The organism is Streptosporangium sp. NPDC004631 (assembly GCF_053601935.1).
Window position 1 is genome coordinate 74,330 of record NZ_JBSGCR010000024.1, and the last position, 21,320, is coordinate 95,649.

The window sequence follows — 21,320 nt, forward strand, 5'->3', positions numbered from 1 at the left end:
TCAATCGTCCTCGTGATCTTCCCTGTGGTCTTCGCTGTGGTCGTCTTCGTGCCGGTAGAGCGGGGCGGCGAGCCGTGTGCGGACCGGTTCCCCGGTTTCGGGGTCGTATTCAACGCTGACGACGGTGGAGAAACGCCGGTCGCCGACCTGCCCCCAGAGGGTGGCGATCTCGGAGGCGAGCAGGTCGATCACCCCCAGGGAGCCGTTGGGGTGGATACCGGCGATGGCCAGGAACGTGCCGCCGCCGTCCGGGCGGGGCAGCCGGCCCAGATAGGCCGAGTCGGCCGGTTGCGGCGGGGTGGTCTGGCTGCCGGAGCGGTAGACGGCACCGGTCCGCCTGTCGCGCAGCAGCCAGCCGAGATCGTCGCGCTCCCACCGGATGACCGGGTCGGTGTCGTAGGCGGCGCGCATGGCCTGCGACATGCGGGGGCCGCAGATAACGAGCAGGCCGGGCCGGTTGAGATCGATCTTCCCGTCGACGGAGACGTTGTCGGAGGCGACCGCGAGGCCGAAGGAGCGGGCGAGGTCTTCCAGCCGTTTTCCCGAGCGCATGTCGTCCAGGGTGAGCATGGGCCGGTTGTGTTCGGGGTCCAGCCGCAAGGGGGTCACCACGGTCACCGCGCCGGTGCCGAGGAAGGCGCCCTCGGGGGCCGGGCCGGTGTGCTTGATCTGGTGGATGCGCCCGCGCGACAGCCCGGCCTGCTCGGCGATCTGAGCATAAGAGATGCCTTGGGCGTGCAGTTCCTGGATGACGCGGCGGCGCAGCCGGGCGAGCTCGGTCACCTCCTGCTGGGCGGCGTTGAGCCGTTCGGTCGCGGCCCGGATCAACCGGTACGGGTCGTCGATGGCGGCGATCCGCTCAAGGTCACTCGGCACGGCTACATCCCCTCGGTGATACTCCGCCGAGTCTAGACCCCTAGACGATATGCGGTCGATCGCCCAGAAGAGTACGGATGTGAGCCTTTCGCCCGTGGTGGGGCTCGTCGCACGGATTGCCGAGCGTTTCTTCGGCACACCCCGCGTCATCGCGAGGACGCTTGACGGAGGGCCAGGTCCATGGAGGCCCACACGATGCGCCCCTGGGAATCTCCGGTGACGCCCCAGCTCATCGCGAGTCCAGCGACCAGTGCCAGGCCGCGCCCGCCTTCGCCGTCCAGCGGCGGGGGAAGGGGGCGCGGTATACGGGGGCCGCCCTGGTCCAGGACGCCGAGCCAGACCTTGTCGCGGTCGATCTGGATGGAGACGGTGAAGCAGCCGCCGAACCGGCCGCTTGCGGAGTGCCGGACGGCGTTGGTGGCCAGCTCACTGACGATCAGTTCGGCGTCGTCGACTCCGGGCCAGCGGCGCAGAAAGGCGGTGACGAACCGGCGGGCCTCGGCGATGGCCACGGGGGAGCCGGGGAAGGTGCGGGACATGCGCCACGGTGGCATGGCGAACTCCGATGTCTAGGGGGCTATACATCCAGGCTGCCAGCGTAAGAGTGACGCTCCAAGTATCTCAAGGTATTCGACGCATAAATGCGTCACCAGTTAGAGGCGGGTCGCCAACGTGCGATAGTCGGCACCGATACGCCCCAAAAGCTCCCGCAGCCCCTCGCCGTACACCGCCACCGCCGCGAACGCCTCAAAGATCTCCGCATGAGTGGCCAGCTCGTTCGACCCGCTCAGCGTGAGATCACCGGTCAGGCTCTCCACCACACTCACCGCACCGTCAAAGACCGTGAACCCGTGCAGCGGAAACGCCGGCACCCGCACCGACCACGGCACCACCCCCAACCGCACGTGAGGAAGCGTCGCCACCTGCAACAGCCGATCAAGCTGCGCCTCTATCACCGCCGGCGACCCCGGCCAGGTCCGCACCGCCCCCTCGGTCAGCACAAAGGAGAACTCCCGCCCCGACTCAAACAAAACGGCCTGCGCCTCCACCCGCACCGCCGCCGCCCTGGCCGCATCGTCCTCCTCTACCTCCCGCCCCACCATCAACGCCAACCGGGCATACTCACCCGTCTGCAACAACGCCGGAACCATTCCCGACTGAAACGACACCACCCGACCAGCCGCCCGAAGTCGAGCAGCGTTCGCCGCCTCCCGCCCCGCAAGCCCACCCCTGAGCCGGGACACCTCATCACGCAGCCGGGCGAGCAGGGCATCCACCTCCCCGCGGCCCGCCTCATCCAGGCCGAGAGCTTCGACGAGGCGATCGACCGTCTCCGGCACCGGCAACAACCGCCCCGTCTCAATCCGGGAGATCGTCGGCTGCGCCACCCCCGCCCGCACCGCAAGCTCCTTGCCCGTCAGCCCCGCATCCTTACGCAGCCGACGAAACACCTCACCCAACGCCCGAAGCCGATCCCGACGATCCTCCACACCCAGCGTTCTACCAGCCGCTCCAACACTGAGCGCAGCCCATCGGGGATCACTGCCGAATTGTTCTCGTGGGTATCAAGCGGCGGCGCTCTGCGCCGCCTCGCGGCCCTGCGCTCGGCCGCACGCTGCGCGTGCGGCCTGGGGGCCGTTCTCGCGTGCACCGTGCTCGGGCCGCGAGTGAACGACGAAGCAACACAGAAGCTTATGAGAATCTCGGTCAGGTCAAGCTTTCGGCCATCAACCTTAACCGTTTCGAGGCTCCCTGTGCTTCACACCGTCGCCGACAGATCCACGCTCCTCCACCGCTTTAGGATGACCACGACGGACTGTGGAGCGCCATAAATAGCTGATATGGGAAGCCTGATCCTCTCAGCCCGTTCGCCTTACGATAATCTACGCACCCAGCGCATATGCGAACGATCGGTGTAACTGCTTCATTCATCCTAAACTAATCATGCTAATGTGTCAGGATAATTCGCTTCGAACGATCCGCATCACCCAATAATGCTGGATAATCCGAATAAAGTGTTCGAAGGCTGCGTAATAACACGCTCAGAGCGTAGTCCCTGGATGTGGCGGCCTCCTCAATACTGAGTTCTTTTGAGCCGTGTACTACCTTACTTCGACTGTTATACAGACTCACTAGTTCTCTGTGTAGCGCCAGCCTCTTCTCGCTATCAACTTCCAATAGTTTGGACATCGCTCCACATATTCTAAATGATAGCTCTCCTTGACTAGTTCCCGCAAAAAGGTTTTCCCAGGCAACTACAGCATCAATGAATCCATCGACCGGATTTCTGCGTTCCGTCGTTGCAGAAATGAGGCGCCGCAGAGCGATTTCTATCTTTATGGATGGCGTTGAATGTATAAGGCTTGCCCAATATTGCAGCGAACCTACTTCCGACTCTTCGACAACATAGAAATCAATCGGCGCGGCAGTTCGCATTTGCCAGGAGAATCCGACAGCCATCGACAGCGGATCGGCTACCAAAGTCCAAGATTTGCTACAAGCAACTGGTGGCCTGCGGTCTATCGCTAGAGTGAACGCGAGTTGGGTATGCGCGCAGGCGCGCTGCAAGGAATCCTCTGCCTCCTTCACGCTGGCGGGCCACTGAATTCCATCCACCTCATTAGGGTAGTTATAATCGATTTCGATTTTATATTCACAGGGCGTTTCCAGAACGAAACCGAGCGTGGCGTTATCTTGTCCACCTCTAGTAGGTCGAGCATCGCCCGGAACAAACTCTAGGCTAGTCGGATGTTCGTAGGGATGAACTGTTCCCCATGGAAGTGCCAACTGTTTGGGTACGGCTATATTGAGAAATCCAATCCAGGTTGGAATCTTAGTTAGCTTACCTGTGGCTGCAGCCCTAAGTGTCGCAAAGGTAAATTTCAGTGCCGCTTTGAAGCCTTCAGTATCCAGCCCTGACTTCATTCGGGCATATATATAGGTGGCACTTAGAATGGAGTTCTGTAGCCCCTGAATAAAAATTGGCCCGGACTGGCCTGTATTTACTTTGACTCTAGCTTTAACGCAAAGGCCATTTCTCTCTTGGATGTCAATCAATCTTTTCAGTGACGGATCATCCAGTATGGCCTGTTCGAAATCTGGTCGCTCTGCGCTATCGAATAATGAGGGAGTTAAATAGATCAGACCGAAGGGGCCTTCCATTCTTTTTGCTATGCATAGTGGATACATCTCTACGACTATAGGGCAGAATGCGTCTATAGCCTGGTCGCCCATCCTGAAGTCGGGCAGCACTCCTCCAGCGGCAAGTCGCCAAGAATTGAAAAGGCTGCGCTTGCCCGACTCGGTTTCCTCAGCTAGCGACAACAGTCCGCTAGACAGTGGAAGATCGTTTACTGCACAGCTGATTCGTTCCTGTTCGAGGCGCTGCGCAATCTCTGCGAGCAAGTCACGCTTTTGGGCTGCGACCTCCTCTGTGCCAGCTGCTATCCCTAGCAAGGATGCCTGGTCAATGTCTAGAGAGTACGAAATCAGGGCTGCACCGAAGTGTCTGATTACAGAGTTTAGAATGTCTTGCATAGCGCCTCTCGGTGTCGCTATCTTCTGCTGTCCTATTGTATTTGAAAATGGGAGGATACCTGAAGATGACAGTGAAGGCGAAGGTTATATCGTGTCGTAGCTTCTCATCGTTGCGTCCGAGCACCGTCATCATCAACGTGTATTGGTCCAGGTAGCACGCATTGGAATGATCGTGTTCCTGGCACAGTGCAGATACCACCCTCGCGATCGCCTGGCTGTAGCTGGCCGCCGTAGATGGTCGGGGGCGATCGACGGACCGGGACTTCGTTCCTCAGCCCCGGTCCAACGAGCAACACGGTAGAGGGGCGCTTACATGGAATGAAATCTTCTGATCGTCATCATGACGTTCATGGGCGCACGCATGCACTTGACGGACAGCCGACCGATTTCACTTCTGAGAGCCAGTAAATTCGCCATGCAAGAATAGCCTGAATATGGCAGGTAATCCTTTGTGGATATGTCAGCCCGTACCGTCATCGCTATCCGCTGACTCGGCGATGCGACGTTCCTCAATAATCTTTCGCATTCGGGTGGCTTCGGCTTTGCGGCGCGGACGCTCAAGCTCTGCTGCAACCTTCTCCATCTGCTTACGGAGTTTCTCTAACTCCTGAACGCCTTGGTGAATGGTCTTTATCTTGTGATACTCAAGTCCTGCATAATACTCAAGATCAATCAAATATGTCAGCGGCTCGACAGGCCCGAATGGTCCATTAGCGTCCACGCGAACGCGATAGCGTCGTGGTAGATCGGACGCGAAGAGATGGAAGCCGACGTCGAACATTATCTCCAGCTTGCGGCCGGGCGGCATATATGGAATTCCCTGCGTAAAGATAAGGGCATTCGCAAACGGTTCGACATCCTCTTTGTCCCACGTGCGCTGGAAAGGTGGATCCGCAGTGATATGTATATCGCGAGCGATGGTCGGTCCGATGTTTTCGATAATTAGAAGAAACATCTCAGGCGCGAACTCGGAGGGGCGGATATCGACAACGACGTAAGGCTCTTGAGATTCACGGTAAACCCTCTGCTCAAGAGCGAACTGCCGAGCCGCAGTTTCGGCCTGGTTGCGTGCTGATACGGCCTGATCCTTCGCCATTTCGGCCTGATCGCGGGCAGAGGCTGCCTGGTCCTTCGCCGCATCCGCCGAGCGTTGGGCGTCAGTGGATTGGTCGATTGCCGCATTTGTCTGCCTTCGAGACAAGCGTGCCGTTATCGCAGAGATGGCGAGCGCTGCGATGGCTACGAGCGCAGTTATGACGTCGGTCCAGTTGGGCCCCTCGGACAGCATCATGTGGTCAGCCCTTCGCGCTTAATTAACCAGACATGACGTACCGTAGCAGTGGTCACTGACAAGCGACGATTGGTGGATCGTTCTACGCTGGCTTCCGTACGGACTTGGTAGATGAGTTCGCATGGACCGTGATGGTGGAGTGTGCCAAGGGTTTCCCGCCAAGTTGAGTGGTAGAAGCCAGCAGACGTCGCCAGTGAGGAGCATGATGATGTAGATCTTTAGATGTCAAACAGCTCGCTCCTGGTACTTGTGCTCGCGGTGGTGATCGCCTTCTTAGTGGCGATCTTAGCCGGTATAGCTGTTGGCTTCTTACGGCACTTGGATGGCGGCAGCGTGTCTGCAGCAACGATGAAAGGTGGAGCGGTGTTCGCCGGAGTACTTTCGTCAGAGTCGTTGTGATCGGCATCTTTCCTGGCAGATGAGAGGCTGGACCTTTGCCGCTGACCTCGACGAGGGGTGGGGCCAACCTTCTCCGCTCGGGATCTATCAGCTCTATAGCAACTGCGGGATATGTGCGGGATGATCTTCTGCGAGAAGAGCCAGCGAAGATGCTTCTGCGCTGGTCAGAGGCCCTGTCTCCGCTCGGAACACGGCCCTCTTGAAAACCGCTAGGGCCGGTGACGGTCCTCGTGGGTTCGAATCCCACGCTCTCCGCTTATGTGATGTCTCAGGACATCGGAAACCCTCGAACCTACGGGTTCGGGGGTTTCGTCGTTTTGGGGTTTGCCTGGGGTTGGTAGTCGCGGGTGGGGTCGATGGTCAGCTCGCGCAGGAGTTCTCCGGTGATGGCGTTGACGACGCGGACGTGCAGGTCGTCGACCAGGAGGATGACGTGGGTTCGGGCGTGGGTTCGTCCGACGCCGATGTGGTGGAGCCGGCCGTTCAGGCGCAGAGTGACCACGCCGGTGGTGTCGATGCGGTCGTGGCGTATCCGGGTGTGGGTATCGGCGTCGCGGCTGCTGGAGGGCAGGGCCTTGGGCAGGGCGGTGTAGACGGCTGCGGGTGTGGCGCGGTGGGGCGGGGATCGGTGCGGGCGGTGGTGGTTGTAGGCGTCGCGGAAGCGGTCGAGGAGCGCCTGCAGCTCGGCGAGGGTGGTCGGCCGGCCGGGCTGGGCGCGGAGCCAGTTCTTCATCGTTTGCTGGAAGCGCTCGACCTTGCCGCAGGTGGTGGGGTGGTTGGGGGCGGAGTTCTTCTGCCTCACGTGCAGGCGGCGCAGTTCGTGCTCGAGGGCGTTGCGGCCGCCGCGGCCGCCAGCCAGGCGGGTGGTGAAGACCATGCCGTTGTCGGTCAGTGTGGAGGCGGGGATGCCGTGGGCGGTGACGGCGTGGCGGAAGGTGTCGCGCACGACGGGGCCGGTGACGCGGGGCCAGGCGCTGATGTGCAGGGCGTAGCGGGAGTGGTCGTCCAGCCAGGTGAGGATCTCGGTGTCGGTGCCGTCGGTGAGCCGGTAGTGGGTGAAGTCGGCTTGCCAGGTCTCGTTCGGCTGTGCGGCTTGGAAGCGGATGTAGGAGGAGCGGGGCCGTTTTTTCGGCTCGGGCGTGACCAGGCCGTGGCGGGTCAGGTAGCGGCTGATCGTGGCCCGGGACACCGTGTGCCGGTGGTGGTGTCGCAGGTGCCAGGCGATCGTGTCGGGACCGGCGTCCAGGCCTTGGCCGGTGAGTTCTTTGCGGAGCCGGACGATCAGTTCGACGGTTTCGGCGGGGATCGCGGCCGGTGAGGTCCGGGGACGTCGGGAACGGGGCTCGAACGCCGCCTCGCCCTCGGCACGGTAGCGGGTGACGAGCTTGGACACCCAGCTCTTGGACACGCCGTAGGAGCGGGCGACGTCTGTTTGGGAACGTCCCTCGACGACAACGGCGGTGATGACGACTCTGGCCTTGGACACACCGCCCAAGCTCATGAGTCTCGGCAGTTGCCTATGTCCCGAGACACGCTCGGTTGAAGTTTCCTATGTCTTGCGACATGGGTTTCCTATGTCCTGAACCAGGACACCACGCTCTCCGCTCAGCTTGAGAAACGGCGCCTGACCAGGGGTTTCCCTCGGCCCAGGCGCCGTTGATCGTTTCCGGGGTGTGCAGCTGTGTGCCGCTCTGAGCGGCCCTGAGTCGGTGTTCGCGGGATATATGCGGGATAGATCTTGAGGGCTTTCCTCAGGTGGCACCCGCAAAAACGAAGGGGCCCCGCGATGAACGGGATCCCTTGGTACGTGCGATCATGCTGCGAGTGCGTCGTCTATCCGCTGGTTGGCGATCTCCGCGCCCCCATCGATGCACTTGGCGTAGACCTTGAGTAGTACGTCCACGCCGTGCCCCGCCCGCTCGGCCACATCGGGGGCCGCCACCCCGGCATTGAGCCAGAGGGACACCGCCGCGTGCCGCAGGTCGTACGGCCGGGCCGCCAGGGGTGAGACCTGCTGTTCGGGAGTCAGCGCCAAGATCCTCGCCGCCCTCCATATCTCGCAGTAGGTTCCGATCGAGATCACGCCCCCGCGCGAGGTACGGAACAGCCGACCGTCCTCGTGGACGCCGAACTCTTCGATGTGCTCGCGCAGGATGGCCACCAGCTCAGGCGGGACCGGCACGGGACGGCCCTCGTCCTCGGCCCGGTGCTTGAGCCCGCGATCGTCGTGAGCGTCCCCGCTGTCGGTCCACTTCTTGTTCGACTGCGGCTTGGACTTGGCTAGGACGAGCCGTCCCCAGCCGGTTTCCGGAAAGTGGCATTCCTGCTTACGGAGCCCGAGCGCCTCAGCCAGGCGGAGACCGGCGAAGTACAGGCAGGCGAAGAAGCCGCGCAGGTGCCGGCCCCGGTCGAGGCGACCCACGTAGGTCACCGAGGTCAGCAGCTCCCGAGCCTGGACCGGGTTGACCATCACGCGCCGATCAACGACCTCCCGGACCTTCGGAGGCTTCCAAGCCTTCACCTTGTCGATCGGGTTGGAGGGGCAACTCCTCCAGGTCCACCGCGTACTGAAGTGCGTTGTAGAAGACCGACCGCTTACGGGCGATAGTGGTAGCCGCAGCGGCCCCGCCATCGAGGTTGAGCGTCAACGCGTCGAGCCCGAGACGTACATTGTGGACTTTGGACAGATCGACCACAGAAAGAGAATGACGCTCAAGCCACGCGAGAGCCGATCGGATGTCTCAGCCCCGACCCAACGAGCTCGGACGGTGGCGACCTGGAGACAGTAAAACATGGGGAACGCATGTAGCGGCAGGAATACTCTAAAGCGTCGTGTGATCTGTCCTGACAACCGGTTATGCAAAGAGGCGTATGAGCTTGGCGACATCTCTGTAGAAGAACGATTCGCCAGGTCTGTCTCACCTCTAACTATCAATGGCACGCATAGCAGAAAGTGGATATAGTCTTCAAGGGCATTGCGGCTAGAGTTTCAATAATCTAAAAATATGTAAGCCTTGGCTACCTGTGATTAGTGTTCATGGTTTCCGAGGAGTGTTTTACTGTGTGTTTCTATGCTATTGGAGATGCTAAGCATCAACGATTGATTATCGCTCAGAATCTCTGCAAATTTCGACCACTCTTGCTGAGTGTGCATGACAGTTTCAGACACAACATCCGGCAAGTCGGCATCAAATGCCCCTAGCTTGTCCTGAAGTCGTTTGAAGGTGCTCACGCTGACTCGTCCGAATAGTTTGGATCCCCCAAATTTAAGCCCCAGGTCTTCGCGCCCTCCGGGCATTTTGTATGCGGCAGTGGAAACCAAGTCGTAAACTGGAGATAGAGTTGGAATTCGAGGGTTTTGATAGATGAGCGACCAGTTCTTCAGATGCGCATCTCCGTTATTGATCAGTATGATTAAAGCAAGCCTTCTGGCGAACTCGCGCAAGGCTTCAACGTCATGACCTCTGTAAATGAGAGATGCGACAGATTCGTAATTTCCTGAGTATTTGCGCTCGGGGTAGACGTTGCATACTTGGGCTAGATCTTCGATATGAATGAGGCGCCTTTCGTCGTCGCGATCGAATCGACGTATTGCATAGCACCATTCTTCTCTTCCGGGCCAGACGTTATCGGGCAAGCCGTCAATATCATCGCGATGCACGAGTTTTATCTCAGGGACATTGATCCCTACAGAAGCGGCCAATGACATCATCGTGAATTCATTACGTGGCACGTCTGGATATTCGCGGTCTGGCAGCTTGACTATCCAATCCCCGCCTTCCCCAAAGGCAGGCATGGTTAGCCGATCGCGCTGGGAAAGCATAGAGAACTTCAGCTGTACTCCAGCAAGAGAAAACCGCCAACCGGGGTGTCCATCGACCGGCGACAATGGCAATCCCTCGTCATTACGGTCAATCGGCTCCCACCATCGGTCCTCTGGGGAAACGTCAGCTGGAAGTACTTGTATCGCGCCAGGCAGATCATGCCCAACCTGAGCAAGCAGTTCCATCTCGCGATCAGCGGAAACGCTTCGGTCATCTGCTACCCAGCTACGAAGTTGGCCCTCAGGTAGCAAGTTAGAAAACCAGGGCGGAAGCCGTAGAGCGGAAGCATGCGACTTCAACAAGTCTTGCTCAAATATTAGACCTAGCACCGCTCGATTTGGGTCATTGCGATATTCGTCGCTCAGAGCGAACCGTGTATAGTCACCTCTTTGGTAGATAGAACCAATACAAGAACCCCCAAGCCACACTGCATGGCGAACTTCACGAAGGTTCATCGCTGTCCTCACTGAGGTCTTCCACTAGCAGTTCTGTCAGCGGAGGCGTATTTTCAAAGCCCCATTCGCACATGGAGTGCATGAACGAGATCAGTTGTCGCTGTAGTGTTTCTTGTCTTGCTTTGAGAAACCCTACGGTGTTGCCTGCAGCCAGTAGACGTGTCATTGAAGGATTGATGGAGTGAGAAGCAAGCGCTTTACGCCATGTATTTTCACTCAACGTTAGGGGGCGACTTGCGGCCAAACCTTCGATCGCGCCAGATTCGGTATCCAGTGGCGGCATCAATACGCGGTCTGCGGCCCAGAGGCGATAATCTTTTGGTACCATCAGGCGCGGCACTATGTATCGTACAGCGTCTAGAGCCGTCGGCCGGTCTATCAAGCAAGCGGATAGATCTTCACGATCAAACGGCTCACCATCCTCCAATGAACGTGGCTCTGCAGCCCACCACGCACAGAGAATCATCTTTGTTGCCGCTTCATTACTTCTGAATCGACGCAAATCAGGAAGCGGAGGGTCGGATCGGTCGACTAGCGCTAGCAGCTCTTTGATAGACCCTGATAGGTCATTAGGCTTCACGGCGAAGCAAAGGAATCGAATTGCCCCCGTGGTACTTCCCTTGAAAATCTCCGGTCCGACTACTGCAGCCCGCCAGAACCATCGACGTAGCAATCTAAGGTTACGCTCGTCGGGCTTGGGGTGATGGGCGAATAGTCGAGTAAGTACGATGAGTAGGTGTCTATATGCGAGCATGCTGAAATGTGGTACACCTGCCACGTCTTGGAGGAACATTACCGCTCGCCGCATTGCCTCCTCTCCAAGCCGGTATGCGGTATCACGATCTTCGTCAGGGAACTCGATAATCGCTCGCCCCGCCTGATGGCCACGGCGGATCTCGTTTTTGCCCTCCTCATCACCGAACTCGTTGCGAATTTCTCGTTTGGTGTCTGGGCCGCGGCGTGCTAGTACTGCTTGGAGTACTGTGTCATTATCAATGATTCCGAAACCTAGGTCTTCATCCAGATTCTCGGCGATTCGATCAAAAGTTAGCGCGCTGTCTTTTTTCTTCTCTTCGCCAGCGAACAGGGCCGAGAATATTTCAGCTCTGCTGAGACGTTTGCCGTAATTGTTCATCCGGTCGAAGATGTCTTGCAGCACCCTCGCATCGTCCTGGACGACCTCATAAGCCGGAATTGCGAACTGGCGTAGAGTTTGGGTGATCTCATTCGCCCGGTCGACATATTCCATTGCTTCTGGATTTGCTGCGAACCAGCGCAGAACCTTAGTTAGATCGAAAATGACAGGCAGAGGAATCACTGCCGACTCTTCTGCTAATGGCCTTGGTACAAACTGATTAGTACGCAGATCATAAGCAAGAGAGAAGCGAGGATCATCTGATCCTCTTTCGTGTAGAGCATTTGCAAGACTAGTGATTCGCTGTTGGCCATCGACGACCCAAAGAGCCCGATCGCTCGTTGGCGCCTCAACTCTCAGCGCGCCTAGTTGCAAGGCATGGGCTGCGGCTGGTCGACGCCAAAGAAGTAGGGAACCGACTGGGTATCCCCGAACTATGCTATCGAAAAGTCGAATAACATCTTGCCGCTGCCATCGGAAGTCGCGCTGAAAGTGTGGTACGCGAATCTGGCCCTCCCAGGCCATCCTGACCAGAGCCTCGACGGTGAACATAGTGGCGTTCGGGCGGGCATCGAGTCCTGTGCTCATCCTGCTCCTTCTCGTTACCTCTACCTTGCCAGACAGGCACCATGATGCTCCCTCTAGGCTCCCACCAAGTCTCTGCAACGTCAGGAAGATGAAGCGCTTGCGACATCTCATGAGGTAGCGAGGGGCATACACGGTCAGCGTAGATCTTGACCGTCGCGCCACACCACAGTGTGGCTGTTGTACCTGGGATGTTGGCCCAGATCTGTCGACGGGACCGAGGAGCGCTGCTAAGAAGATCGTCAGGAACGGCGGATCCCCCTCTTTGGCAGGGGCAGGTGAGACATCAGGAGGAAGTACCCTTCTGAGCTGCATGTAGGGCGAGAACAGGACCGTTGACGATCGTGACCTTGACTGCCGCCGACCTGAGTGTCGGCGTGCGTGATGATGTAACAGTGAGTTCGGAGCCAGAGCCGAAGGGGCCACGGGCCGAGCGGCCCAAACGGCGCAGGTTCAGCGCCGAGTACAAACTACGAATCGTGGCCGAGTACGACGCGCTGACCGAGCCGGGCGCCAAGGGAGCGCTGCTGCGCCGCGAGGGCCTGTACTCCACGCACATCCTGGACTGGCGGCTGGCCCGCGATCATGGAGCGCTGCAGGCGCTGGAACCCAAGCCGCCGGTGCGCAAAGACGCCAAGAACCCGGCCGACAAAGAGGCCGAGCGGCTGCGGCGGGAGAACGAGAAGCTCGCCGCGGAGCTGGCCAAGACCCAGAAGGCGCTGACGATCCTGGGAAAAGCACACGAGCTCTTACAACTGCTGTCCGAGGAGGTGGACACCCCGGGCAGGCCGAGCAGGCCGACCGAGTGATCACCGAAGCATTCGAGCAGCTGGAGCGGGTACTGACCATCAAGCGCGCCTGCGAGCTGACCGGGATCTCACGGGCAGCCCTGTATCGGCGACGCAACCCCAAGCCTTTGTTTGCCGGCCCGCCCGCGCCGCGTCCGGCCCCGCCCAACGCGCTGTCACGCGCCGAGCGGCACGAGGTGCTGGAGACGCTCAACTCCTGCCGGTTCATCGATAAAGCTCCGCCGCAGGTGTGGGCGACGCTGCTGGACGAGGGCCTCTAGCTGTGCAGCATCTCCACGATGTACCGGCTGCTGCGTGCCGAGGACGGTGTGCGCGAGCGCCGCGCTCAGGCCCGCCACCCGGCCAAATCGATCCCCGAGCTGGTCGCCGACGCACCTGGCCAGGTGTTCTCCTGGGACATCACCAAGCTCAAGGGGCCCCGTCCGGGCATCACCTACGACCTGTATGTGATGCTCGACATCTACAGCCGTTACGTGGTCGGCTGGCGGGTCGAGCACCGGGAAAGCGCCGGGTTGGCCGCTGACTTCATCGCCACCGCCGTGGCTCGCAAAGGTGGCCGGCCGCGCGTGGTGCACTCCGGCCGCGGCACCTCGATGACATCGGGCGACGTGGCCGCACTACTGGCCGACCTGCAGATCACCCGCTCGCATTCGCGGCCGAAGACCTCCAATGACAGCCCCTACCCGGAGGCGGCGTTCAAGACGCTGAAGTACTGCCCGGCCTTTCCCGAGCGGTTCGGGAGCATCGATGATGCCCGCGCGTTCTGCGAGGCGTTCTTCACCTATTTACAACCACGAGCACCGCCATTCGGGGATCGGGCTGCACACTCCGGCCTCGGTGCACTTCGGCACCGCGGAGCAGATCCGCGCCCAGCGGGCCGAGACCCTGGAGGTCGCCTATCAGGCCAACCCCGGCCGGTTCCTCAGGAGACCGGTTCCACCCGCGATCCCCGCGAAAGCGTGGATCAACGACCCCGGCAAACGGGAGAAGCAGGCATAGAACGGCTAAGGCAATCATGTCTCACCGAGCTTGACAAGTTCCGTGGCCCGGGTTGCAGTTTGGGGTGCAGTTCACCGCCGTACCCTGCCGTTCCAGGCGGACCGGCCGAGCCCGTTGGTCCAGATTGAACCGATCGGGACGACCGAAATCCGAGCTGCTAATGCGGTTTGGCTGTACAGCCAAGAGATGAACGACGGCGGAATTCGACGAACGTCCACGGACACCGTGATCGCAGGTCAGAGCCTCCGACCTTGATCGAATCGACTTCTTGATCACCGCGCTTGTCACGGCTGGCAGGCGTTCGCAGCGCTGCTATTAGAGCATGGTCCAAATACTTGTCAAGACACTGAGGATATTGCTGAAGCGCCCCGTTATGGCCCCCTTGAGTGCTCTTGTTGTGCTCTCATCCTGGCGTTTGGATCCAGGAAGGGGGTCTTCTGTGGTGCGTCACAAGCGGCGGGTTCCAGACGCCTCACCCGTGCCACCACCTGTTCTGCCCGGCCTGGTCCTCTCGTAGTGCGCAGGGCATCGACCTGTGCTGTCTGCCAAGAGAAGGAGTCGCGACCTTGACTGCGCTGACCTACACCATTCTCACCGACCCGACATCCCTGGAGGCGTCAGTGGACGGGCGGTCTCCGTCCACGGGGACGGTGTATCTGATGGTCACCAACACCAGACGGACGGTGCCCTGGTTGAGGATCGAGGTGAAGGTACCCGTCGGTGACGGCGCCGGCCACCTCACCCGGGACATCAGCACGATCAAGCCGAAGGGCGAGTACACCGACACCCAGTCGGGCCCCCAGGCGGACACCCAGCCGGTGATTGTCCAGCCGCAAGGTGCCAACGTCTTCCAGGTCACCCCCCAGAGCGGTCGCATAGAAGGTTTCGCGTCTGGTGACTACATGGTGCTGACATTGGAGAACGTCACCGTCGCTCCCACCGCCGGGGTGGCCGTGCTGATGGTGACCGAGATCATCAAAACCAGTAAAGGGTGGCAGACCAGCTACGCGGCGGTGCCGGTGGTGAAGGCCGCTCCCAAGGAGATTCCGGCACCGCGCGACTTCCGCCCGGACAAGGCCATGCTGGACGCCGGAGAAAACCTCACGCTGAGCTGGGATGGGTCCGACGACTTCAGCTACGAGATCCGGTTCCCCGGTGGGCATGCGGCTATCGCCCGGGGCACGCATACCTGGTCGCCGGCCGAAGCCCCGAAGCGGGCTACCACCTACGTCTTGGTCGCCACCGACCCCACCACTCAGAAGCAGCACTTTCTCACCACGACCGTTCAGGTTCGCTATCCCGTCCTGGAAACCCTCACCGCCACGACTGGCATCGACACCCCCTGGGTCCAGGGGACGGCGAACAAGGGGCGCGTCACTTTCACCGGCACAGGGGTGGAGATCTTCAACAACTCCGGCGGGCGGGGGACTGTGTATGCCGACAGGGCCGATCTCAATGGTGTGAACACCGAATGGGTGCAGGGGAGAGGTGCTGACGACGGGAAGATCAGCTTCCCGAAGGATGGGCTCGATGTTCGTCAGGGGGGCGGGGCATGGGGGACCGTGCACGCCGACAAGGCCGATCTCAATGGTGTGAACACTGAATGGGTGCAGGGGAGAAGCACCGACGACGGGAAGATCAGCTTCCCCAAGGACGGACTCGACATCCGTCAAGGAAACGGAACATGGGGAACCGTACACGCCGACAAGGCCGACCTCAACGGCATCAATACCGAATGGGTGCAGGGGAGAGGTGCTGACGACGGGAAGATCAGCTTCCCGAAGGATGGGCTCGATGTTCGTCAGGGGGGCGGGGCATGGGGGACCGTGCACGCCGACAAGGCCGATCTCAACGGCATCAACACTGAATGGGTACAGGGACGGCATGCCGACGACGGATGGATCAGCTTCCCCAAGGAAGGCCTGAACGTGCGCAAGGGGGCCGGACAAGCCTGGGGAACCGTGTTTGCCGACAAGGCCGACGTGAACAGCGTGATCACCAACCAGGTCCAAGGATCAGGCGAAGGCAAGGGGTATATCCAGTTTTTGGAACGAGACAAGGGCGTGCGGATATTCGGTGGTGTGTCCGCCGGTTGGATACGGGGACTTAACGACGGCGAGGCATGGATCCGTTTCAATGAAAAGGGCATATGGGTGCTCAAGCACCAGAACGGCGAGCGTGTGAGCGCGAACGTGGCTTGCGCAACGGTCAATGACCGGCCCGCATGATCACGGTGTAGTCAGCGCTGTCGGCGGATGACAGGGGCGGGGGTCAAGGTTGTTCGGACGTAGGGTGCGCCGCCTTGACCCCCGCCCTTGGCCTGCTCCCCAGAGGGGGGATGACGGCGACGGGATGATCGGTCAGGGCGGGCTTCCGAGCGGATTACTGTGAGGAGGATGAGCAGCTCACGTAGGCACTGGCAAGCCTGTTCCGGGAGCCAACCTGGGAGCCATCGAGGCGGACGGTAGTGAACATCGACGGATCAATCTGAACAACTGGACTGCTCGCAGCCTTCGCGGTGAACTGGTCTGAACGGTCCTGGACATTGATTAGGGACCTACGGATTAGAAGGCGAGGTCGCACCACTCGATCCAGGAGCGCAGCCGATCGTCGCGATCTCCCGGAAGCGCAGCGAGACCCGATCAGGCGCGTACGGCCGGCCGCCCGGCCGGGCGAACAGCGGCGCCTCCTCACTCCAGGGCTCGTCACTCGTCGCGTTTCTGGGTGCTGCCCGCCAGGAGCGCGAGGACTTCGGCCTTGTGGTAGCGGCGGTGGCCGCCCAGGGTGCGGGTGCTGGTGAGTCTTCCCGCCAGGGCCCAGCGGTTGACGGTTTTGGGGTCGACGCGGAACATGGTCGCGACCTCGGCGGGGGTGAGCAGCGGCTCGAACCGGGGCGGGAGGGCGGGGAGAGGGGTGATGGCGGTAGAGCCGTCGTCACCGATGATCTTGATGCCCTTCATGGGGGAATTTCTCCTGGTGGGTGTCGGGGGACTGTCGGCGGACGCGGTGGAGCATCTCGGCGTGTACGGCGAGGGCGGCCGAGTGTTCGGGGGTGCACCGGCCGGGCCGGGGGTGCGGTCCGGCCGGTGCGTGCGGTTCCCCTCCCCTCCAGGAGGGGACCGCGTTGGGATGCGGCCCGGGCCCCCTCCGGCCCGGGCCGCACGGCGGTGGGTGCGACGGCGTCCCCTGGGGAGGTGATGCCGCCGCACCGGCTCAGAGAATGAAGATCGGGTCCATGGTGCGCGTCAGCCCGGCTTGAAAGGCAAGTTCCTTGGCCAGGTGTTCGGCGGAGGAGCACAGCGGGGTCTGGCGGGCGTCGGAGACGTTCTGCTCCTCGCTGAGCGGAGTGCGGCGGGTGCCGTACTGGAGGGGGTGGAGAGATCACTCAGGCAGGTGATCTTCCGATCGGGGTGTGCCTTCTCCAGTTCGGCGCGCTGATGTTCCTGTTCGGGGGTGGTCATGCGGCTCTCCGGTAGGGGTGGCGGGGGTGATGTGGCGCGGCGGCGGATACCGGGGAAGGAGCGCCGCCGCGCCTGCTCGGGGGCGCCGGGGCCGGGGTGGTGAGGGGGATTTCGCGGCGGGCGGTCACGGTCATGACCGCCTCGTACATCCGTCTCTCCAGTTCCTCGGCGGTGGCGGCTTCGACCATCAAGGGTTCGGAGACCTGCCAGGTGGCCAGGGCGTAGAAGCGTCGGCTGCCGACGCCGTACAGGACGGTCCAGCTCGGCCACGCCTGGGCGAGCTGTTCGGCCTGGGCGCGGGCCGGGCCGTCCCACAGGCGGCGGTACACCACGGCCGGGCGGACCTGCCCGGCGCGGTGGCGGCCGGAAGTACCGGAGTCGCGGGGGTCGCGGTGCCACATCATGCCTTCACCGCCTGGGCCGTCGCGGTTTCCTCCTGGCGGGTGGTCTCGGCCTGGAGCTGCTCGAAGGTGTCGGCGTCCACGGTGCGCTCGGCCCCGGCGTGGAACGCCTCCGGGGAGAACGGCTCTCGGCGGCTGGCCCAGAAACGGCCCCTGTCGCTGAGGAACACCTGCCACCCGGGGATCACCGCCGTCGCGGACGTCGCGGACTGGGGCGTTGTGGATCTACCATCGTGCATGGATCGGACCTCCAGTGTCCGGTTGAGGGCTCGTCTGGACGCCTGCAGCGTCCGGCGAGCCCGTTTCATGGGGTGGGGAAGAAGGCTCTGGAAGGCGCCGTACGGGGTCGGCGGCCGGTGCGCAGGCGGGGTGGTCTCGGTCTCGCGAAGGCCGCCGATGGCCGGAGGCATGCCGCGGGGTGCGGGGCGCCGGCCATCGGGGTGCGGGGCGCCGGCCGTTCGCACGCCGGGGTGGCGCGGCGGTGGCCCTGAACGGGGGTGCCGGCCGGGGCGGGGCGTCCGCTTGGGCAGCGGCGACCGTATGGCGGGCGTGACCGGAGCGGCGGGCGCAGGCAGGTCGGGACGGCGCTGGGCGGGCACCAGGGGGATCACCTCGGCCGGGGCCACGTCGGCGGGCGGCTCGAAGACGGGCAGGGGGTGGCCGAGGCGGCGAGCCTGAAGGCGCATCCGCATCAGCGCGCCGGACGGCTGTACGTAGTCGTGGTCAGCGGACTGGCCGGGACAGCCGTGCGCGTAAGGCGCGTGCCCGCATGCGGCGCACCCCATCGGCATCGGTACGGCGTCGGCGAAGCAGCCGCAGCCGCCTCGGGACGCCATGGCCCGGTTGAGGATCGGGGCACTATGGTGTGCCATGGGTCAGGACTCGCTTCCTGATCAAGGGACCCGTACGGCGTGTCAGCGCCTGCGGGTCCCGTCTGTTTAGACATTCACCTCTTATGAGATCGTTGTAAAAGCGCGCGCGACCAGGTGGGAGTAAGGGAAACTGAGGGAAAGAGCTCTTTCCCCGGCCTCCGAAGAGGTGCGCCAATGACCGGCGAAATTCCCCCCTGGGCTACACGATTACGGGACGAACGGCGCAATCGTGAATGGTCTCAACGGGACATGGCCAAGCGGCTGGTGGAGGCAGCCAGCGAGGAGACGCGCGGCCGTCTTCCTGCGCGCGAAAGCATCATCCGTAACATCAAGAACTGGGAGGCGGGCGAGCACCGGCCGAAAGACCCTTATCCAACGTTGTATGCTCGCGCTTTCAGCCTTGACGAGTCTGTTATCTTCAATGTCTCGCCGCCTGCGTTTTCGATTCCTACTGAGAGCGATGAACTAACGGGTATCGCGGTGACTGAACCGGGTCTCCCGTGGGTATGGGAACCGCGATCTACAGTAAGCGCCGTTTACGACGTCACCAGAAGTGATCTAATGCTTGACCGTCGCCAAGCCATCAAGGCGCTGGCCATAACAGCGGGCCTTCCGCTCATCGACCCTGTTCAGTGCTGGCTGACCAAGACCTCAGGGGAGTTTCCCGCCGCTCCCCAGACGGGGCGTATCGGTGCTGATGAAGTGGCCCAGCTTGAGACGACCACCGATGTCTTCCGGGCTTGGGACGACTCCCAAGGCGGAGGTCTCGCACGCAAAGCAGTGGTCGGCCAGCTCAATGAGGTCGCCGATCTGCTGCGAGATTCCCATCCCCGCGATATCACTGTGCGACTGTTTCACGTGATGGCCGAGCTGGCGAAGGTTGCCGCCACCATGTCGTGGGACTGCGGCATGCAGACCGCGGCGCAGAAGTACTACGTCTTGGCCCTCCAAGCAGCCAAGCCCGCCAAGGACCAACCGTTCGGGGCCAGCGTTCTGGCATCCATGGCCCGCCAGTTGCTCTACCTCGACCAGCCGCAGGACGCACTAGAGCTGGTCCGCTTGGCTTTAGACGGAGTCCAGGCAGCCAGCACGCCCAGGTTGCGGGCCATGTTGCACACCCGCGAGGCGTGGGCCTATGCCGCGCTGGGCAGGTCCGAAGCGTTCCGGCGAGCGACGGACGCGGCCGAGGACGCCTTCAACGGGATCTGCGACGGTGACCCTGACCCCGAATGGATCACCTACTTCGACGCGGCCGAACTGGCTGGCGTTACCGGCGGACGCTACTTGGAGATGGCGCGCCGAGATCGAGATCGCCGCTACGCATCCGACGCCCTGATCCACATTGGGCGGGCGCTGGAACTACGCAAGCGCTCTAGCATGCGCAGCCTCGCCCTGGACCAGGTAGGGCTCGCCCAAGCGCACCTGTTGAATGGCGACCTGGACGAAGCGGTCATGGTGGGAAGTGCCGCCGCAGACACGGCCGGTCAAGTTCAGTCCGATCGAGTGCGTGTCCAACTCCGTGAGCTGTACATGGAGATCACGGAGCGGCGCGATTCTGTGATGACTGTCCTGAGTCAGCAGATCCAGGAGACACTGGCACGCTGAAGAGATCGTTGTCGTCGATCAGGAGATGCTGATGGTGCGTATCGGTGTGACCGGTCACATGAACCTGACCCCGGATACGGCTCGCCTCGTGTCCGATGTGCTTCGTTCGCGTCTTGCGGAGGTAACCGATGAGGTGACGGGGGTGTCCTGCATCGCGCGTGGGGCCGACTCGTTGTTCGCCGACGCCGTCCTGGGGGTGGGCGGGACTCTCGAAGTCGTCCTGCCTTCGCGAGACTACCGCGACACCAAGGTCAAGCCGGATCACGCAGAGCAGTTCGACCGGTTGCTGGGCAGGGCCGCTCAGGTTCGCGTCATGGATTTCGACCACGCCGGCCGGGAAGCGTACGTCGCGGCCAACGAGGCGATGCTGGGCTCGATCGCCGAACTCGTGGCGGTGTGGGACGGTGAGCCGTCCATGGACGCGGGCGGGACGGCAGATGTCGTTGCGGAAGCCGGGCGGCGTGGCGTGCGAGTGACCGTGATCTGGCCGGAGGGCGCAGCCAGAGAATGAAACGTTGACGTGTGCCGGGATTGAGGGGGCTTTCAGTAGTCTCCTGGGCCATCGGAAACATGCTTGAGAAGCGGAGAAACTGCCGGGTACGGCTGTCTGGTCTGGTGAGCCGACGGAGGCGAGTACGACCCTCACGACCCCACGACATCGGCTGACCTGAAGTACAGGACCGAAGGTGGTCGAGAGGGCGGGACTTTTCCCGGCTTATCGGCTGCCGGGGGTGCGGTTTAGGTTTGCGATACAGGAGCCTTCACAGCTGTTCAGGATGATCCCGCATATATCTGCTGACCTGCATTGACTCGCCGTGCTGGCCCAAGATCGACCTTTTGATCCGCGTTTTCGCCCCTCGGCCTTGCCGGCTCGGTGGGATGTCACTTCCACGAATTCAGCGGCTCAATGACGAGATCTTCAGGCCGGGGAAGCGGGGCAGGCTCGTCCTCGACGGAGTAGACCTCCAGGCACGGGAGCCGACCTTCCTCGACGAGGAGCAGAACACCGCCACCGCGCCCGCGTACGCTGGCGGAGATCAAAACTCCGTCTCGCACCGGAGCGGCGAGCGC

At 61.7% G+C, this 21,320-nt stretch carries 15 protein-coding genes and 1 pseudogene; 4 read left to right on the forward strand and 12 right to left on the reverse strand.

Annotated features, from left to right (window positions below):
• From ACWEF2_RS22720 to ACWEF2_RS22760, 9 genes are all read right to left on the reverse strand, one after another.
• Positions 1-876, reverse strand: a complete 876-nt coding sequence (locus ACWEF2_RS22720) for a sigma factor-like helix-turn-helix DNA-binding protein (protein WP_453818164.1) — start codon at positions 874-876, stop codon at positions 1-3.
• Positions 877-1,022: 146 nt separating this feature from the next.
• Positions 1,023-1,430, reverse strand: a complete 408-nt coding sequence (locus ACWEF2_RS22725; protein WP_453818166.1) for an ATP-binding protein — start codon at positions 1,428-1,430, stop codon at positions 1,023-1,025.
• A gap of 99 nt (positions 1,431-1,529) precedes the next feature.
• Entirely contained in the window at positions 1,530-2,366 is an 837-nt protein-coding gene (locus tag ACWEF2_RS22730) for a helix-turn-helix domain-containing protein (RefSeq protein ID WP_453818168.1), read from the reverse strand.
• A gap of 457 nt (positions 2,367-2,823) precedes the next feature.
• A complete protein-coding gene (locus ACWEF2_RS22735; protein ID WP_453818170.1) occupies positions 2,824-4,413 on the reverse strand; it encodes a hypothetical protein in 1,590 nt (529 codons plus the stop codon).
• A 460-nt stretch (positions 4,414-4,873) separates the two neighbouring features.
• The gene (locus tag ACWEF2_RS22740) at positions 4,874-5,704 is read right to left on the reverse strand and encodes a hypothetical protein (RefSeq protein WP_453818172.1); all 831 of its coding nucleotides are present in this window, start codon (positions 5,702-5,704) and stop codon (positions 4,874-4,876) included.
• 691 nt (positions 5,705-6,395) lie between these two features.
• The gene (locus tag ACWEF2_RS22745; protein WP_453818174.1) at positions 6,396-7,589 is read right to left on the reverse strand and encodes an IS481 family transposase; all 1,194 of its coding nucleotides are present in this window, start codon (positions 7,587-7,589) and stop codon (positions 6,396-6,398) included.
• 327 nt (positions 7,590-7,916) lie between these two features.
• Positions 7,917-8,576, reverse strand: a complete 660-nt coding sequence (locus tag ACWEF2_RS22750) for a tyrosine-type recombinase/integrase (RefSeq protein WP_453818176.1) — start codon at positions 8,574-8,576, stop codon at positions 7,917-7,919.
• Positions 8,577-9,131: 555 nt separating this feature from the next.
• The gene (locus ACWEF2_RS22755) at positions 9,132-10,382 is read right to left on the reverse strand and encodes a type II toxin-antitoxin system HipA family toxin (RefSeq protein ID WP_453818178.1); all 1,251 of its coding nucleotides are present in this window, start codon (positions 10,380-10,382) and stop codon (positions 9,132-9,134) included.
• Positions 10,369-12,105 carry a DUF262 domain-containing protein gene (locus ACWEF2_RS22760; protein WP_453818180.1) on the reverse strand — a complete coding sequence of 579 codons (1,737 nt, stop codon included), beginning with the start codon at positions 12,103-12,105 and terminating at the stop codon, positions 10,369-10,371. The genes ACWEF2_RS22755 and ACWEF2_RS22760 overlap by 14 nt, the downstream gene beginning before the upstream one ends.
• A 362-nt stretch (positions 12,106-12,467) precedes the next feature.
• Here ACWEF2_RS22760 and ACWEF2_RS22765 point away from each other — a divergent pair.
• Together ACWEF2_RS22765 and ACWEF2_RS22770 are read left to right on the forward strand one after the other, a co-directional pair.
• Positions 12,468-13,910 (forward strand): annotated as a pseudogene (locus ACWEF2_RS22765) (IS3 family transposase).
• Positions 13,911-14,476: 566 nt separating this feature from the next.
• Positions 14,477-16,138 carry a hypothetical protein gene (locus ACWEF2_RS22770; RefSeq protein ID WP_453818181.1) on the forward strand — a complete coding sequence of 554 codons (1,662 nt, stop codon included), beginning with the start codon at positions 14,477-14,479 and terminating at the stop codon, positions 16,136-16,138.
• A 477-nt stretch (positions 16,139-16,615) separates the two neighbouring features.
• Here ACWEF2_RS22770 and ACWEF2_RS22775 read toward each other — a convergent pair whose 3' ends face one another.
• The 3 genes from ACWEF2_RS22775 to ACWEF2_RS22785 form a co-directional block, all read right to left on the reverse strand.
• On the reverse strand, positions 16,616-16,870 hold the full coding sequence (locus ACWEF2_RS22775) for a BldC family transcriptional regulator (protein ID WP_453818183.1): 255 nt from the start codon (positions 16,868-16,870) through the stop codon (positions 16,616-16,618).
• Positions 16,871-17,367: 497 nt separating this feature from the next.
• Positions 17,368-17,775, reverse strand: a complete 408-nt coding sequence (locus ACWEF2_RS22780; protein WP_453818185.1) for a hypothetical protein — start codon at positions 17,773-17,775, stop codon at positions 17,368-17,370.
• A complete protein-coding gene (locus tag ACWEF2_RS22785) occupies positions 17,772-18,644 on the reverse strand; it encodes a hypothetical protein (protein ID WP_453818187.1) in 873 nt (290 codons plus the stop codon). Before ACWEF2_RS22785 ends, ACWEF2_RS22780 begins: the two co-directional genes overlap by 4 nt.
• Positions 18,645-18,818: 174 nt before the next feature.
• On the opposite strand from ACWEF2_RS22785, the gene ACWEF2_RS22790 reads away from it, so the two are divergent.
• Both ACWEF2_RS22790 and ACWEF2_RS22795 read left to right on the forward strand, forming a co-directional pair.
• Positions 18,819-20,249 carry a hypothetical protein gene (locus ACWEF2_RS22790; RefSeq protein WP_453818189.1) on the forward strand — a complete coding sequence of 477 codons (1,431 nt, stop codon included), beginning with the start codon at positions 18,819-18,821 and terminating at the stop codon, positions 20,247-20,249.
• A gap of 31 nt (positions 20,250-20,280) precedes the next feature.
• Positions 20,281-20,760, forward strand: coding sequence for a hypothetical protein (locus tag ACWEF2_RS22795; protein WP_453818191.1), 480 nt, complete (start codon positions 20,281-20,283; stop codon positions 20,758-20,760).
• Positions 20,761-21,320 lie beyond the last annotated feature (560 nt).

What these genes read in the sequence shown, in the direction of transcription:
- ACWEF2_RS22725 (WP_453818166.1), bottom strand. Translation starts at nt 1,430, where the DNA reads ATGCCACCGTGGCGCATGTCCCGCACCTTCCCCGGCTCCCCCGTGGCC.
- ACWEF2_RS22735 (WP_453818170.1), bottom strand. Translation starts at nt 4,413, where the DNA reads ATGCAAGACATTCTAAACTCTGTAATCAGACACTTCGGTGCAGCCCTG.
- ACWEF2_RS22740 (WP_453818172.1), bottom strand. Translation starts at nt 5,704, where the DNA reads ATGATGCTGTCCGAGGGGCCCAACTGGACCGACGTCATAACTGCGCTC.
- ACWEF2_RS22755 (WP_453818178.1), bottom strand. Translation starts at nt 10,382, where the DNA reads ATGAACCTTCGTGAAGTTCGCCATGCAGTGTGGCTTGGGGGTTCTTGT.
- ACWEF2_RS22760 (WP_453818180.1), bottom strand. Translation starts at nt 12,105, where the DNA reads ATGAGCACAGGACTCGATGCCCGCCCGAACGCCACTATGTTCACCGTC.
- ACWEF2_RS22775 (WP_453818183.1), bottom strand. Translation starts at nt 16,870, where the DNA reads ATGAAGGGCATCAAGATCATCGGTGACGACGGCTCTACCGCCATCACC.
- ACWEF2_RS22780 (WP_453818185.1), bottom strand. Translation starts at nt 17,775, where the DNA reads ATGATGTGGCACCGCGACCCCCGCGACTCCGGTACTTCCGGCCGCCAC.
- ACWEF2_RS22785 (WP_453818187.1), bottom strand. Translation starts at nt 18,644, where the DNA reads ATGGCACACCATAGTGCCCCGATCCTCAACCGGGCCATGGCGTCCCGA.
- ACWEF2_RS22790 (WP_453818189.1), top strand. Translation starts at nt 18,819, where the DNA reads ATGACCGGCGAAATTCCCCCCTGGGCTACACGATTACGGGACGAACGG.
- ACWEF2_RS22795 (WP_453818191.1), top strand. Translation starts at nt 20,281, where the DNA reads ATGGTGCGTATCGGTGTGACCGGTCACATGAACCTGACCCCGGATACG.